This window comes from Bacillus sp. 166amftsu, from assembly GCF_900107445.1.
GTDB lineage: Bacteria > Bacillota > Bacilli > Bacillales > Bacillaceae_G > Bacillus_A > Bacillus_A arachidis.
Window position 1 is genome coordinate 113,894 of record NZ_FNQA01000010.1, and the last position, 15,751, is coordinate 129,644.

Below are 15,751 nucleotides of genomic sequence, written 5' to 3' on the forward strand. Positions count from 1 at the left end.
CATAAAAATGTTTGAGTTACTCTATACACAACAGTTCATCCTATTTGTAATCTCACTTGAAATAAGCTTGTTTAGTAAAAGGTAGTAATCTTTCCATACTTGTATATCTCTGCTTTCAATTTCCTCATCTTTCTAATCCTCCTAATGTTCTTGTAGCAAGTTATGTAACGAATTATAATTAAATATATTTTAATGTAGTTTAACACATAATCATTTCTCCATTAATCTGTATTTACTTTATTCAAATTAAATTTAACTAATTGAAGGAATTCATCCATCAATTGTTTTCACTGATATCATCGAATATAATTCCGCTAGAAATATATGTAGTATATTCTCTTTGCATTAGATCCTAAAAAGGCCCCTAATGCTAGGGGCCTTCCGCTTTTATTTTTCAGTTTTCTCGTTTTCTTCCACTACTTGCACAACAGGCTTCTCACTTACCGCTTGCTGCACAGTACCTTTTCCAGCAAAGCTTTCTAATAGTTCTTTTAAGTCAATACCAGAAGAAGCTTTTAATGTTTCTTGCATCGTTGCCATTAGATCCGTTGCGTATCCTGCCACTTTTCCAGCGCCGCTGTTTTTTCCACCGCCGCCTGTATCAACAACAGTAATTTTATCAATATTGCTAAGTGGGCTTGCAACTTCTTTCGCATAGCTTGGAAGCATTTTAAGAACCATATCCATAATTGCTGCTTGCCCATATAATTCAAATGCTTCCGCAATTTTTTGTTTTGCTTCTGCTTCTGCTAAACCTTTTAACCTAATAACATCCGCTTCCGCTGTACCTTGCGCTTTTTGAACTTCTGCCTTTGCTTGCCCTTGTGCCTTTTCAATTTCAGCTTTTGCTAAACCTTCTACACGTACTTCTTCCGCACGTGCCTTTGCTTCTGCCTCAATCTTATATTGATCTGCATCTGCTTTTTTCATTTGTTTTACTTTTTCGGCTTCCGCTGATTGTTCAACTGCATAACGATCTGCATCTGCTTTTTTCTTTACTTCCGCATCATATTGTTTTTCACGACGCGCAATTTCTTTTTCTTCTAATTCAATTTGTTTTTCACGCTCAATAATTTTAACTCGCATTTGTTCTTCTGTAACGCCTTGTTGTGCTTTCGCCTGCTGTAATTCATACGAAAGGTCCGCATCAGCACGAGCTTGCTCTTGCTCTCTCTTATACGATTGTACTTTTAATTCTTTATGCTTTTCAGCCTCAGCAATTTGTGCATCACGTTGATATTCAGCTTCTTTTGCTTCTTTTTCTGCACGAGCTTTTTCAATACGTGCTTCTTTTTCGCGCTCCGCATTCGCAATTGTTGCATCACGTTTCACTGTTGCGATTTGCGGTTGACCTAAAGCATCTAAATAACCATTTTTATCCATAATTTCTTTAATCGTAAAGGAGACAATACGAAGTCCCATTTTCTTTAAATCTGTCGAAGCAACTTCATGTACTTTTTGTGCAAATTGCTCTCTATTGCTATAAGCATCCTCCACTGTCATTGAAGATAAAATAGCACGTAAATGACCTTCTAACACTTCTTTCGCTTCAATCTTTAACTCTTCTGTTTCTTTTCCTAAATATTGCTCAGCCGCTGTCGATACTTCTTCAATTGTTGAGCCTACTTTAATAATAGAAACACCATTTACTGTAACTGGTACCCCTTGTTTTGTATACGTATCACGTGTTCCAACCTCTAATTTGTAGTTTAATAAACTAAGAGGTTCTGCTCGTTGCATAATCGGTACGACAAAAGTACCTCCACCACGAATAATTTTAATTTTCTTTCCATCATCTGTTGTAACAACGTTCTTTCCGCCTCCAAGCCAGTTCCCGGTGACAATCAATGCTTCATCTGGACCAACTGTACGGTATTTTGTAATAAACACCAAAATAAGTAAAAGTAAAATTGCGAGTAGTACACCACCGATAATTAATGGAATCATTCATATTCCCCCTTATAACTTTGGTTTTTTTAAAGAATAAGCGATGTTTTTTACAAGCAAAACACCATCTTGAACTTCCTCAACCATGACCTCTGTTCCTTGTAAAATATCTTTCTTTCCAATTGACTTAGCTGGTATCGCATTGCTTCCAAATTGTGAAGAGACTAATACTTCTCCAAATCCTTCCTTTGGTATTGTAATAATCACTTCTCCCTTGCAACCAACAAATTCATCCATACGTTGCACTGTATTTTGTTCAGCTTCTGCAATTGGTTTTAAAATCAATATCTTCATTAGAAAAACACCAATAAAGGATATACCAAAAGAGAGACTAAAAATAACAATACTATTCAAAGAAAATAAGTACTCACCTATATAACTAAACCCACAAAGCATTGCAAGGAAACTGAGTAGCAACGTTACAATGGATATAGATCCCCCTCCGAAGCTAAATATGGATTCCAATATATCTCCAAAAAAGATATAAATAACAGTAAGTATAGTAGTAATAATAAATCCATATAAATAAATTATTTCAAGTGGATAACCAAACAATGTCATGCCTTATCCTCCTTTCACCATTGCTTCTCTCTTTCTTATATGTATGCCTCACCTCTTTCAAAAATTATATTTCGTAATTTTCAGTTATTTCCCCTTAAAGGAAAAACCTGTACGACAGGCTGCTTAAAAAAGAACAGGAGGAGCCTATGGTGACAGGCTCCTCCTAGAAAATAACCGTTATATTATATATCTATATAATATACTATTTTACATAAAAAGTAAAGTTATATATATATTTCTATTTCAGCCAAATCTTATTTACAATAAAAACCCCTTAAAAAAGGGGCTACGCCATTTTCTCACCTGATTCTTCTCTAAAAAAGCTCTTCATCGCATGGAATACATCAGCTTTCTGTTTTAAAATGTAGTACCTGAAATTCTCATCTTTAATATTTTTATAAGCTGACATAAGTGTACTGTGACGATTATACTGATTTACTTCCCCATACCCAAACATATTACATACCTTCATCAATTCTTGCACAAGCTTCACACAACGAGCATTATCTGATGTTAAGTTATCTCCATCTGAAAAATGAAATGGATAAATATTATAGCGATCCGGTGAATACTTCCCATCTATAAGCTCAAGTGCTTTTTTATAAACAGAGGAACAGATTGTTCCACCACTTTCTCCCTTTGAAAAAAACTCTTCTTCTGTCACGACCTTCGCTTCTGTATGGTGAGCAATAAATTCTATATCTACTGTTTCATACTTTGTACGTAAAAATCTTGTCATCCAAAAGAAAAAGCTACGTGCCATATACTTCTCCCAAATCCCCATAGATCCACTTGTATCCATCATTGCTAATACAACCGCTTTTGAATCTGGCTTCAACACTTCATTCCACGTCCGAAACTTCAAATCTTCTTGACGAATCGGATGAAAAGCAGGCTTGCCATTCATGGCATTTCGTTTATAAGCTGATATCATCGTCCGTTTTTTATCAATATTTCCCCATAATCCTGTTTTTCTAATGTCATTAAATTCAATATGTTCAATACGATTTTCATCCATTTCTTTCCGCTTTAAGTTAGGTAGCTCCAGCTCTTTAAAAAATGCTTGCTCTAATTCTAAAATAGATACTTCTGCCTCATAATAATCTTCTCCAGCTGCATCTCCTGCGCCTTGCCCTTTTCCTGGTCCCTTTTGCTTTTGGCCACTTGATCCATCTTTTGCAACTACATCGCCAACTTTACTATTACCAGTTCCTTGCCCAACATGTTTATTCTTATCATAGTTATATCTAATTTTATATTCATCTAAAGACCGAATTGGTATTTTAACAACGTCCCTACCATTAGACATAACGATACTTTCTTCTGTCACAAGGTCTGGTAAGTTATTCTTAATTGCCTCTTGCACCTTTTCTTGATGGCGTTGTTGATCGTCATGTCCTTTGCGATGGAGGGACCAGTTTTCCTGTGAAATTGTATAATTTGGTTGATTTTCTTCGCCCATCCTTTTCCCTCCTTACTGTAATTTCCCTTATTTTCTCTAATAAACAGTAATATACGGATTTGAGGTTATGATCTAGCAACAAAAGTAGTTACAAAAGATCTGTTCATTAGAATTTACTTTTTCCAGAATCATAAGGCACCATAGTTTGTTTACATATTCCCCCGAACTTCCTTAACAAGACTTTAACATCCATTTTAAATTGAAATTTCTTTATCTGATAAGAAAGAAACACAATTCATTGTTGCACACTTCTTCACTCTGCAACATATTGTATTGTGTTGGCTTTTTCTGTATGAATGGTTGGTTACTCTATCATATGCATATTGTAAAAATAATTGACAATAAATTCATAAAATTGCGCCTTAATTTATTATGTTTGGACAAGCCTCTAGGAAACATTCACGATATAAATACAGATTGAAATACCGACCCAAAACCTAATTTTTAGTAGGAAGAGAGCATCCTGACGAGCGTAGTAGCGATCAGTTCCTTCTTTGCCCCATTCCATATAAAAACAAAGGGACGAAATGAGTGTTGATTTTCTTTTGTTTGCATAGCCGCAATTTAGATATTGGAAAATCAAAATAGATTTATATAGTGGGGGGTTATCACTTCAATCAGATAGATACAAAAACGCTGCCTCTGATTTCATAAGAGACAGCGTTTTATTATCAAACTATCGATTCAACAAGCTACCTACATAGCGAAGCAATTCATTCGCTGATGAAGAATTATAGCCATGTTCATCGATTAAGCGTGCTACAACATCATTAATTTTCTTCAGCTGATTTTCGTCTGGTGTTTTAGTCGATGTTGTAATTTTCACAACATCTTTCAGATCAGCAAATAATTTTTTCTGGATCGCTTCGCGAAGACGCTCATGTGAGTTGTAATCAAAACGTTTCCCTTTACGTGCATACGCAGAAATGCGGATTAAAATTTCTTCTCGGAATGCTTTCTTCGCATTTTCTGAAATGCCAATTTGTTCTTCAATAGAACGCATAAGCTTTTCATCTGGACTCATTTCTTCGCCTGTTAATGGATCCCGTAATTTTGATTTATTGCAATATGCTTCAACGTTATCTAAGTAATTATCCATAAGCGTCTTAGCTGATTCTTCATACGAATACACGAATGCCTTTTGGACTTCTTTCTTAGCAATCTCATCGTACTCTTTCCGTGCTAATGAAATAAAATTCATATAGCGTTCACGGTCTTCGTTGCTAATAGATGGATGCTGATCTAACCCGTCTTTTAACGAGCGCAATACATCCAGTGCATTAATCGATGGTACTTCTTTTCTAATAATAGTAGAAGAAATACGGTTAATAACATAACGTGGATCAATACCACTCATACCTTCATCCTGATATTCACGTTGTAACTCTTCTACATCAATTGCATTATAACCTTCGACCATTTCTCCATCATATAAGCGCATCTTTTTAATTAAATCAATATCTGGGCGCTTCGGATCCTTCAAACGTGTTAAAATCGTAAACATTGCTGCGACGCGAAGTGTATGCGGCGCAATGTGCACATTTGAAACATCACTTTCATAAATCATCTTTTCATAAATATGTTCTTCTTCACTAGCTCGTAAATTATACGGAACCGGCATCACAATAATTCTTGAATGTAAGGCCTCATTTTTCTTATTAGAAATAAAAGAGCGATACTCTGTTTCATTCGTATGGGCTACAATTAATTCATCCGCTGAAATAAGTGCAAATCTCCCCGCTTTGAAATTCCCCTCTTGTGTAAGTGATAATAGATGCCATAAAAATTTCTCATCACATTTTAACATCTCTTGAAATTCCATCATGCCACGGTTTGCTTTATTCAGCTCTCCGTCAAAGCGATATGCACGCGGATCTGACTCTGAACCATATTCTGCAATTGTTGAAAAGTCAATACTTCCTGTTAAATCCGCAATATCCTGTGATTTTGGGTCTGAGGGACTGAATGTACCAATTCCTGTCCGGCGATCTTCAGAGAAGAAAATCCTTTCTACAACTACATCTTCAATTCTTCCACCATATTCTTTTTCTAAACGCATTACATTTAATGGTGACAAGTTCCCTTCAATTCTTACACCATACTCATCGTAAAAATCGTCACGTAAATGATGTGGTATTAGGTGAAGAGGATCTTCATGCATCGGGCAACCTTTTATCGCAAAAACGGCTCCGCGATCTGTACGCGAGTATGTCTCTAATCCTCGTTTTAACATAGTAACTAACGTTGATTTACCACCACTAACTGGCCCCATTAATAATAAAATCCGTTTTCTAACATCTAAACGTTTCGCAGACGGATGAAAATATTCTTCTACAAGACGCTCTAATGCATCTTCTAATCCAAATAGCTGATTGCTAAAAAAGTTATATTTTCTTCTACCTTCTACTTCCTCAATACCAGCATCTTTAATCATATTGTAAATGCGAGAGTGTGCAGTTTGAGCCACCCATGGTCTTTCCTTAACAAGCTCCAAATACTCCGCAAACGTACCTTCCCATTGTAAACGTTCTTCTGCTTCTCGATGTTGTTCAATTTTCTTTAGAATATCCATTATAGCTCCTCCCCCATCTCCTTGTTCAATCGGATTATTATAAAAGGTATGCGAGGATGTCCTTAAACATTCTTTAAATCAAAATGAAATCTTCTACAAACATTATAAATTTCATTCCAAAGTTAAAAGAAAATTCGGTATAATGAATTTATCAGGGAACTTCTCCCTCATTTTCACCAATATCTCTTCTTTACTTCCACAGAATCTACATAAACTCCCGACCAAATTAGCTAAAATATGAAGAAGGAGGATTCATATGAAATTATTATTAATTTTAGGTGTATCACTTACATTTCTTACTGCAATTTTCACTTCAGGTTATAATGATAAACCTGGTACAAACAAAAAGTGATGAGCCTAGGCTCATCACTTTTTGTTCTCCATCACATACAACTTTTAATATACAATTTCCAAATCTAAACCTGGAAAATTTTGTTGACGAAATGCTTCATAAATTAAAATTGCTGCTGTATTGGATAAATTTAAAGAACGCACTTTGTCAGTCATTGGAATGCGTAAACAATGATCGAAGTTTTCTTCGATTACGTTTGCTGGTAATCCGTTTGTTTCTCTTCCAAATACAAAATAATAATCCTTCTCAGGCTTACTATAATCAAACGCTGTATGTGCTTTTTCGCCATACTTTGTTAAATAAAAGAATTCACCGTCACTATTTTTTTCATAAAATTCTTCAATCGAATCATAATACGTAATTTTTACGTGCTGCCAATAATCTAGGCCCGCACGTTTTAACATTTTATCATCCGTTGAAAATCCTAATGGCCTAATTAAATGTAATTCTGTCCCAGTAGCTGCACAAGTACGTGCAATATTCCCTGTATTTGCTGGAATCTCTGGTTGATATAAAACAACATGTACTCCCACGTGATATTCACCTCAATCTTTTGTCTACTACGTATTATACCACTTGACTGAAAAATCTCTACCCATTAATAATATGAAAAAATTTATATTTCATTTGTGGCGTATATTTACTGGAATCTTCATAATTCCAATACCGCCTGCGACTATTAGCAGAGTGGGCATTTACAAGCGGCATGCCGTCTGCATCTTTGGCTACAACTATTGTTGTGTGATTCCATCTACCATCATCTTCAAAATCATAGACAATTATATCACCAAGTAAAAGTTCTTCTGGTTTTTCTACCGCTTTAGCCCGAAGTCCTGTTGTAGCCCCCGATAAATACCAATAAAATGAATGAGCAACAGCCCAGCTCCAGCTCCATTGATTCTCCCTTTGCCACCATCCTTTACGAATGTTAGGATACCCAGTCATTGGTGTTTCACCAGCATGTAAACACTGTGAAATAAAATTCGTACAATTATCAGGAAAGTTACGATACAATGGATTCCGATCATCCCACCAACGCTCTGCATATTTGACAGCTTCTAATCGATTATATTGATTAGAAGCATAATTTCCTTTCGTTATCTCACGCTCTAATGTTTCGCCTTGAACTTTCACTTCTTTTGCCTCTATATCTTTATCTTCTACAATACGCCCATCTTTCAGATAAATACGCCGTTCTAATTGTTCTTCTTCCATATAAAACAATTCATGGTGATGAACTAAATATTTCAAATGAACTTGATAATCTACTTCTTGATATTGCTCACTATTCAATTGTCTTATAAAAGATACATCTGCTGTTGCTTTTACAATTTCAGCATCACGGTTTTGAAACAAATTTCTTTTTCGCTGTAGTACCTGTAGTAAATCAGCCGGAATCTTATCAACACTTGCACGTTTATTTGTAATATACGCTAAAAATTGTTGCATCTGTTGTTCAATCTGTTTCTTTACCAACATAGGCCTCTCCCTCCCATATTACACAATATGAAAAAAAGAGGTATTATCTACTGTTTTTTCTCAGCTAACATTTCAAGACCACGATTCATCTCATGAAGAACTTCTTCATCCTTCTCACGTCCCATCGCCTTTTCAATTGCTTCTTTTGTATCTTCACCACCAATTTTCCCTAAAGCCCATGCTGCTGTCCCTCGAATTACAGGTCTTGGATCATCTTTCATAACACCAATTAAATCAGGAATTGCTGTGGTTTCTTTAAAATGAGCAAGAGCTAAAATCGCATTTCGTTGCAATGGTTTTTTTCCGCGCCATGATCCAGACATAATGCCATATTTTTCTTTGAAATCTCGATTACTTATCGTTAATAATGGCGTTAACAGTGGTTTAACAAGCTCTGGATCCGGCTCCATCTCTGGATGGTTATGAAAATCCATCCCTTTGTTCTTTGGGCAAACCGTTTGGCATGTATCACAACCGTAAATACGATTTCCAATTTTATCCCGATATTCTTCTGGAAGAAACCCTTTTGTTTGCGTTAAAAAGGCAATACATTTTTTAGAATCTAATTGTCCACCTTGTACAAGTGCACCAGTTGGACAAATATCAATACACTTTGTACAGCTTCCGCACTGATCTTCTATTGGTTTATCCGGTGGAAACGGTACATTCGTAATCATTTCACCTAAATACACATAGGAGCCAAATTCTGGCGTAATAATGGAACAGTTTTTACCACTCCACCCAATACCAGCACGCTCTGAAACCGCACGATCGCTCAATTCTCCCGTATCAACCATTGATTTCACTTCTATATCTGGGAGCCTCTCGATTAAATACGCCTCTAATTTTTGCAGGCGATCTCGTAAAACAAGATGATAATCTTGTCCCCAAGAAGCACGGCAAAAAATACCACGTCGTTCTCCTCGTTTACTTAACGGTGCATTTTTCAACTTTGATGGATATGCTAATGCAATTGCAATAATTGATTTTGCTCCTGGTAATAATAACTGTGGATTTGTTCTTTTTTCAATATCAGGCTCTTCAAAACCAGACTGATAATTTAATTGTTGCTGCTGAATTAAACGCTGTTTTAATTCTTCAAATGGTGAGGCACTCGTAAAGCCTATTTTATCTATTCCAATTGTTTTACTATACGCTATTACATCTTGTTTTAATTGCTCAAAATCCATGCTTGGCCTCCTTCTACGATGAATACATATCCTCATCAAACAAGTAATCACCTACTGATGGTTAGCAATTCACTTCGTCATCATAGTTCTTAATTCTATTTTCGTATAAAATCTTCATTTCCAAACATTAAAAAACGCAATGCCCCGTTTATCTTAGAAACGAAACACTGCGTTGATCACAATTTATTATGAGATATAAAATGAAATTTGGAGCGGGTGAAGAGAATCGAACTCTCGACCAGAGCTTGGAAGGCTCTTGTTTTACCACTAAACTACACCCGCAAATATGAAAAAATATAATTTATCTGAATAACTTATGTAAAGTAGTATAGCACGTCCCAAAAGCCTAAGCAAGAATTTTATCGAAAAAAGTCGAAAAAGTGATGAGTATACTCATCACTTTTTCAATTCCTTATCAATTGCCTTTTTTATACTGTCATAATCTGGATTCGCAAGATTTCCGTTTACATATACTGAAGGCGCACCTTGTACTTTCAGTTTTTGTGCACGGTCTGAATCTTTGCGTACTTTCTCTTGAATTTCTTTGCTATGTAAATCTTTTTTAAACTGATCTACATTAACTTTCGGAAGTTTTTCCTTCACTATATTAAGAAGTAGTTCTTCTGTAATCCATTTTTCAGTATCTTTCTTCTGACTTTGATAAATTTCATCATAGAATGTCCAGAAGGATTCTGGGTCCTGTTTATAAATTGCCTCACCAGCAGCAGCACCTAAATCAGAATCTTTTCCGATAAATGGGAAGTTAATGAAATAAAACTGTACTTTATCTTTATTAATATACTCTTCTTTTAAACGAGGTAATACAGTCGCATCCCAAGTCCGACAAGCTGGGCATTTAAAGTCTCCAAATTCTACAACCTTAACGGGAGCATCTTTCTTCCCTAAAGATTGCTGGGTAGAATAAGCAAACATCTCATCCCCTTTATCTTTTTTATCATTTATGATACTGTACGCAATTGTCCCGATTACAATCAATACTGCGATAGAAAAAACTATACCAAGAGCCATGATTTTATTTGATGATTTCATATACATTCCTCTTTAAATTTATATTCTGTATACATTGTTGTACACATTACACATAATATCAATACTTATACAGGTCGTGCAATGAACACGCTCACATAATTTCCAAAAACATAACAAATGTGTCAATATTGTGTCTCCTCTTTGGCTATTCTATTCAAAAAAGCGAAGTTCTCTCTATGGAACTTCGCTTTTAGCTTACTGCCTTATTACGGGCTACTTTTTGCAACGAATGCTTCGTTGCAATATCATGACGAATTACTAATTTTTCACCAATTGCTTGCATATATTCAGCATGGCTAATGTATCCTTCTCGTTCCATTAATTTCAAAACGACATTTCGTCTTTCTACTGCTTTATCATAATTCTGAGCAGGAGAATAATAAGCAGGAGCTTTCACAACAGCGGCCATCGTTGCACTCTCACTCAATGTTAATTGATTTATTCTTTTACCAAAGTATAGCTGGGATGCTTTTTCAATCCCCCACGCACCTTCTCCATAATAAATATTGCTTACATATAATTTTAAAATTTCCTCTTTAGTAAATGTACGCTCAATTTTTTTTGTATAAAAAATCTCTTTCCATTTACGAGAAAATGTACGTTCATTGGATAAAAAGGCATTTTTGGAAAGCTGTTGTGTAATTGTACTTCCGCCCTGTACAATACCACCAGCTTTTATATTTTCAATAGAAGCTCGAACAATTGCTATATAGTCTAGACCATTATGGTGATAAAACCTTTTATCTTCTGTCGCAATAAATGCCTGAGCCAGAGATTCTGGCATCTCTAATTTAGCGGGTACATGTAGCTTACTAATATCACTTCGTTCAATCATTACATTTCCAATTAATAATAATGTACAACTAAGTAGTAATAATAAAATAATAGCTTTATAAAGAAATTTTGAAATTGGATTGAATGAAACCTTTTGATGATAGTTAACCCTAGATAGTACTCGTTCTTTCATCGTTCACACCTCTTTTCTTTGCAGCTTATAATAACCCTTATATTAAGAATACTGTTTCTTAATGCAATCACCAATTGATTTCTCTTACACTTACCTTACAATGTTGTAAGCTATAAAATACATATTCTATCAGAAAAAGTAGCAAGCTTCTATATACATCCCAATTAAAAAACGACATAATACCTTCTTTTTAGTTTGGAGAGAGAATCCGGCCATATATAGAAGCAGCCAGTACTTTTTAGCTCTATGGCACTTGAAAACAAAGGGGGAAAAGAGCGGATGTTCCTTTTTATTTTCATGGCCGCGGCTTATATGTCATAAAATCAAAATGGATATAATATATTCAGATGAATTGCTTTAAAATCACATATCCATCCTTCTTCTATTATATCACCTGGCAAGTTTTTAGTTTTAGTCGGTCCCTTGCTAATCTTTTTTCTACAGTATTTCTAAAAAAATGAATATAATACTCCACTTTGAACAATATAAATATAACACCAAACAAACGTTCTTACAATCAATATGACCATGCATACTTTTTACTCTACTATCTTATCTAGTCTTACCGATTAAACAACATACTAGACGTTTTTAATTCCACAATATATTTTAAAAAGGACAAATGATTTGATAACCCCTCAAATCATTTGTCCTTCTTAAATTAATAATAACCTGAAATAACCTATAATCTTCCTATCAAATCATAAAGATCTATTCTCCATGTCTCATATGGAATAAAAAAAGAGACTCTCTGCTCTAAATAACAAAAGGTCTCTTTTTCATATATTATTCCCCTAAATCTACATTGTGGTAGACTTGTTGAACATCTTCTAAATCTTCCAATGCATCAATCATTTTTTCAAATTGTACTTGTGCATCTTCTGAAAGTGTTACATCACTTTGTGCAAGCATTGTTAGTTCAGCAACTGTGAATTCTGTAATACCAGCATCCTTAAGCGCTGCTTGTACCGCATGGAACTGATCAGGCTCAGCATAAACGATAACTGCCTCTTCTTCTTCTAAAATATCACGTGCATCTACGTCTGCTTCCATTAAAATTTCAAGCACTTCATCTGCAGTTTTTCCTTCAAGTCCAATAACAGCTGTCGCATCAAACATATATGCTACAGATCCATTTACACCCATATTACCACTGTTTTTACTAAACGCAGCACGTACATCTGCTGCAGTACGATTCACGTTATTTGTAAGTGTATCTACAATTACCATAGATCCGTTTGGTCCAAATCCTTCATAACGAAGTTCGTCATAATTTTCTTCTGAACCACCTTTTGCTTTTTCAATTGCACGGTCAATAATTGTTTTTGGCACACTGTACGTTTTTGCACGCTCAAGTACAACTTTTAAAGCTTGGTTTGATTCTGGATCTGGTTCACCTTGTTTTGCTGCTACATAAATCTCACGTCCAAATTTAGCGTATACGCGACTTGTATTTGCATCTTTTGATGCTTTTTTGTCTTTAATATTATTCCATTTACGACCCATTCTGTTCCACTCTCTTTCACGTTTAAATCTACATAAAAAATATTAATATGAAATATAATGTTTATTCAACACTTTTTCAAAATAAATACAAAAAGTTCATTATCGACTCACATTATTGACATAATATACATCGATATAATTTAGTTCATTCCCAAATTATATTATACCTTAATTCTATAATTCATTACGAGTTTAACACTCAAATAACATGATTTTACAGTGTAATGTTGTTTAGCACAAAAGTCATTTTTCAATTATACTGCTCACGAATAACAGGATAAAGTGAAACTTTAATCAGTGGGGGGGCTTAATCCCCCGCTGATTATTAGCCCTCACCAATCGGGCTTTTACGGGCAATTTATCTCCCACCTAACTTCTTAAAGAAAAGTGGAAGTGGCTCGTCCAGAATGTGAGGAGGATGGAGCTTCTGACGTAGAGGTGTTTTTTGCCTCGCAGGAAGAAGCGAAAACATCGAACATTCTAGCCACTGGAACTGGACAATACTTTCGCTGAGTTTTGAGGTGGCAGTATTACTGCCCGCAAATAGCGGGATAAAAATTCCACCTATATATTACGTTCCCTTATAATTGCTCACGTACACGATTCGATGCACACGCTCTCCTATTATTTTGCTATGCTAAAAAATCCAAAAAAAAGACCTTAACATTTCTGTTAAAGTCTTTTTTCACGTTATTTGATACCGATGGTCGGGGTCGAACCGACACTCCCGAAGGAACACGATTTTGAGTCGTGCGCGTCTGCCAATTCCGCCACATCGGCATAATAAGAAAGGCGGCAACCGGATTCGAACCGGTGGTAAAGGTTTTGCAGACCTCTGCCTTACCACTTGGCTATGCCGCCATATTAAATTTGGAGCGGAAGACGGGATTCGAACCCGCGACCCCAACCTTGGCAAGGTTGTATTCTACCACTGAACTACTTCCGCAAAAATGGCTGGGCTAGCTGGATTCGAACCAGCGCATGACGGAGTCAAAGTCCGTTGCCTTACCGCTTGGCTATAGCCCACCGAATTACTAATACACTATATGTTTACAATTCTTATTTTATTACAATTAATATTTAAGTAAGACATTAAATATCTTATCATAGTTAAATTAATTTGTAAATTTTTAAAAAAATGGGGCGACTGATGGGAATCGAACCCACGAATGCCGGAGCCACAATCCGGTGCGTTAACCACTTCGCCACAACCGCCATGTTGTATTTATTTGGCAGGGGTAGTAGGAATTGAACCCACACCGGAGGTTTTGGAGACCTCTGTTCTACCTTTAAACTATACCCCTATATAAAATGTAAATGGTGGAGGGGGGCAGATTCGAACTGCCGAACCCGAAGGAGCGGATTTACAGTCCGCCGCGTTTAGCCACTTCGCTACCCCTCCGAAACTTACATGGTGCCGGCTAGAGGACTTGAACCCCCAACCTACTGATTACAAGTCAGTTGCTCTACCAATTGAGCTAAGCCGGCGTATTTATTTAAAAATGGTGGCTCGGGACGGAATCGAACCGCCGACACGAGGATTTTCAGTCCTCTGCTCTACCGACTGAGCTACCGAGCCAGAAATAAATGGCGGTCCCGACCGGGGTCGAACCGGCGATCTCCTGCGTGACAGGCAGGCATGTTAACCACTACACCACGGGACCATTTGGTTGCGGGGACAGGATTTGAACCTGCGACCTTCGGGTTATGAGCCCGACGAGCTACCAGACTGCTCCACCCCGCGATAATACTATTCATATACTATGTTTATATATGGTGGAGGATGACGGGATCGAACCGCCGACCCCCTGCTTGTAAGGCAGGTGCTCTCCCAGCTGAGCTAATCCTCCAAAAGTGGTGACCCGTACGGGATTCGAACCCGTGTTACCGCCGTGAAAGGGCGGTGTCTTAACCACTTGACCAACGGGCCAAAAATATCATGGCGGAGAGCAAGGGATTCGAACCCTTGATACGCTTGTGACGTATACACGATTTCCAATCGTGCTCCTTCGGCCAACTCGGACAGCTCTCCAATCATGGCTCCGCAGGTAGGAATCGAACCTACGACCGATCGGTTAACAGCCGATAGCTCTACCGCTGAGCTACTGCGGAATGATATTAGCCTGGCAACGTCCTACTCTCACAGGGGCAAGGCCCCAACTACCATCGGCGCTAGAGAGCTTAACTTCCGTGTTCGGTATGGGAACGGGTGTGACCTCTCTGCCATCATTACCAGACTATATTCACTCGAGACAAACATTATTATACTTGATTGATTAAAAAAGTCAATAAGTTTTTTATGTTCCCTCAAAACTAGATAACATTTGCTTCATATTATATGGTTAAGTCCTCGATCTATTAGTATTCGTCAGCTCCACATGTCACCATGCTTCCACCTCGAACCTATCAACCTGATCATCTTTCAGGGATCTTACTAGCTTACGCTATGGGAAATCTCATCTTGAGGGGGGCTTCATGCTTAGATGCTTTCAGCACTTATCCCTTCCGCACATAGCTACCCAGCTATGCCCTTGGCAGAACAACTGGTACACCAGCGGTGCGTCCATCCCGGTCCTCTCGTACTAAGGACAGCTCCTCTCAAATTTCCTACGCCCACGACGGATAGGGACCGAACTGTCTCACGACGTTCTGAACCCAGCTCGCG

General features: G+C 37.0%; 10 protein-coding genes, 16 tRNA genes and 2 rRNA genes. All 28 read right to left on the reverse strand.

Features of this window, described 5'->3' with window-relative positions; genetic code table 11:
* Positions 1–387 precede the first annotated feature (387 nt).
* The gene (locus BLV40_RS19630) at positions 388–1,947 is read right to left on the reverse strand and encodes a flotillin family protein (protein ID WP_026593980.1); all 1,560 of its coding nucleotides are present in this window, start codon (positions 1,945–1,947) and stop codon (positions 388–390) included.
* Between the two features lie 12 nt (positions 1,948–1,959).
* Entirely contained in the window at positions 1,960–2,508 is a 549-nt protein-coding gene (locus BLV40_RS19635) for an NfeD family protein (RefSeq protein ID WP_090693052.1), read from the reverse strand.
* Between the two features lie 286 nt (positions 2,509–2,794).
* Positions 2,795–3,970, reverse strand: a complete 1,176-nt coding sequence (gene yhbH, locus BLV40_RS19640) for a sporulation protein YhbH (RefSeq protein ID WP_090693055.1) — start codon at positions 3,968–3,970, stop codon at positions 2,795–2,797.
* Positions 3,971–4,646: 676 nt separating this feature from the next.
* Positions 4,647–6,542 (reverse strand): PrkA family serine protein kinase, encoded by a 1,896-nt coding sequence (locus tag BLV40_RS19650; RefSeq protein ID WP_090693059.1) that lies wholly within the window; start codon positions 6,540–6,542, stop codon positions 4,647–4,649.
* A gap of 396 nt (positions 6,543–6,938) precedes the next feature.
* The gene (gene trmL / locus BLV40_RS19660) at positions 6,939–7,427 is read right to left on the reverse strand and encodes a tRNA (uridine(34)/cytosine(34)/5-carboxymethylaminomethyluridine(34)-2'-O)-methyltransferase TrmL (RefSeq protein ID WP_026593984.1); all 489 of its coding nucleotides are present in this window, start codon (positions 7,425–7,427) and stop codon (positions 6,939–6,941) included.
* Between the two features lie 58 nt (positions 7,428–7,485).
* Positions 7,486–8,373: an amidase domain-containing protein gene (locus BLV40_RS19665; protein ID WP_026593985.1), complete on the reverse strand. Its 888-nt coding sequence runs from the start codon at positions 8,371–8,373 to the stop codon at positions 7,486–7,488.
* Positions 8,374–8,420: 47 nt separating this feature from the next.
* On the reverse strand, positions 8,421–9,563 hold the full coding sequence (gene queG, locus BLV40_RS19670; RefSeq protein WP_090693065.1) for a tRNA epoxyqueuosine(34) reductase QueG: 1,143 nt from the start codon (positions 9,561–9,563) through the stop codon (positions 8,421–8,423).
* A gap of 208 nt (positions 9,564–9,771) precedes the next feature.
* Positions 9,772–9,845: transfer RNA gene (locus tag BLV40_RS19675), tRNA-Gly, on the reverse strand.
* Positions 9,846–9,959: 114 nt separating this feature from the next.
* Complete coding sequence (locus BLV40_RS19680) at positions 9,960–10,613, reverse strand: DsbA family protein (RefSeq protein WP_026593987.1); 654 nt, start codon at positions 10,611–10,613, stop codon at positions 9,960–9,962.
* Positions 10,614–10,803: 190 nt separating this feature from the next.
* Entirely contained in the window at positions 10,804–11,580 is a 777-nt protein-coding gene (locus tag BLV40_RS19685; protein WP_090693072.1) for a transglycosylase domain-containing protein, read from the reverse strand.
* A gap of 786 nt (positions 11,581–12,366) precedes the next feature.
* Positions 12,367–13,086 carry a YebC/PmpR family DNA-binding transcriptional regulator gene (locus BLV40_RS19690; RefSeq protein WP_017149848.1) on the reverse strand — a complete coding sequence of 240 codons (720 nt, stop codon included), beginning with the start codon at positions 13,084–13,086 and terminating at the stop codon, positions 12,367–12,369.
* 698 nt (positions 13,087–13,784) lie between these two features.
* Positions 13,785–13,866, reverse strand: a tRNA-Leu gene (locus tag BLV40_RS19700).
* Between the two features lie 10 nt (positions 13,867–13,876).
* Positions 13,877–13,947: transfer RNA gene (locus BLV40_RS19705), tRNA-Cys, on the reverse strand.
* Between the two features lie 10 nt (positions 13,948–13,957).
* A tRNA-Gly gene (locus BLV40_RS19710) sits at positions 13,958–14,032 on the reverse strand.
* A 5-nt stretch (positions 14,033–14,037) separates the two neighbouring features.
* A tRNA-Gln gene (locus tag BLV40_RS19715) sits at positions 14,038–14,112 on the reverse strand.
* A 113-nt stretch (positions 14,113–14,225) separates the two neighbouring features.
* Positions 14,226–14,301, reverse strand: a tRNA-His gene (locus tag BLV40_RS19720).
* A 15-nt stretch (positions 14,302–14,316) separates the two neighbouring features.
* Positions 14,317–14,390 (reverse strand) — tRNA-Trp (locus BLV40_RS19725).
* Between the two features lie 14 nt (positions 14,391–14,404).
* Positions 14,405–14,488, reverse strand: a tRNA-Tyr gene (locus tag BLV40_RS19730).
* 10 nt (positions 14,489–14,498) lie between these two features.
* Positions 14,499–14,574: transfer RNA gene (locus BLV40_RS19735), tRNA-Thr, on the reverse strand.
* Positions 14,575–14,589: 15 nt separating this feature from the next.
* A tRNA-Phe gene (locus BLV40_RS19740) sits at positions 14,590–14,665 on the reverse strand.
* A 9-nt stretch (positions 14,666–14,674) separates the two neighbouring features.
* Positions 14,675–14,750: transfer RNA gene (locus tag BLV40_RS19745), tRNA-Asp, on the reverse strand.
* 3 nt (positions 14,751–14,753) lie between these two features.
* A tRNA-Met gene (locus tag BLV40_RS19750) sits at positions 14,754–14,830 on the reverse strand.
* Positions 14,831–14,860: 30 nt separating this feature from the next.
* Positions 14,861–14,936: transfer RNA gene (locus tag BLV40_RS19755), tRNA-Val, on the reverse strand.
* A 5-nt stretch (positions 14,937–14,941) separates the two neighbouring features.
* Positions 14,942–15,016: transfer RNA gene (locus tag BLV40_RS19760), tRNA-Glu, on the reverse strand.
* A gap of 10 nt (positions 15,017–15,026) precedes the next feature.
* Positions 15,027–15,118: transfer RNA gene (locus BLV40_RS19765), tRNA-Ser, on the reverse strand.
* 5 nt (positions 15,119–15,123) lie between these two features.
* A tRNA-Asn gene (locus tag BLV40_RS19770) sits at positions 15,124–15,198 on the reverse strand.
* A gap of 9 nt (positions 15,199–15,207) precedes the next feature.
* Positions 15,208–15,323 (reverse strand): 5S ribosomal RNA (gene rrf / locus BLV40_RS19775).
* Positions 15,324–15,424: 101 nt separating this feature from the next.
* A 23S ribosomal RNA gene (locus tag BLV40_RS19780) occupies positions 15,425–15,751 on the reverse strand; the annotation flags it as partial.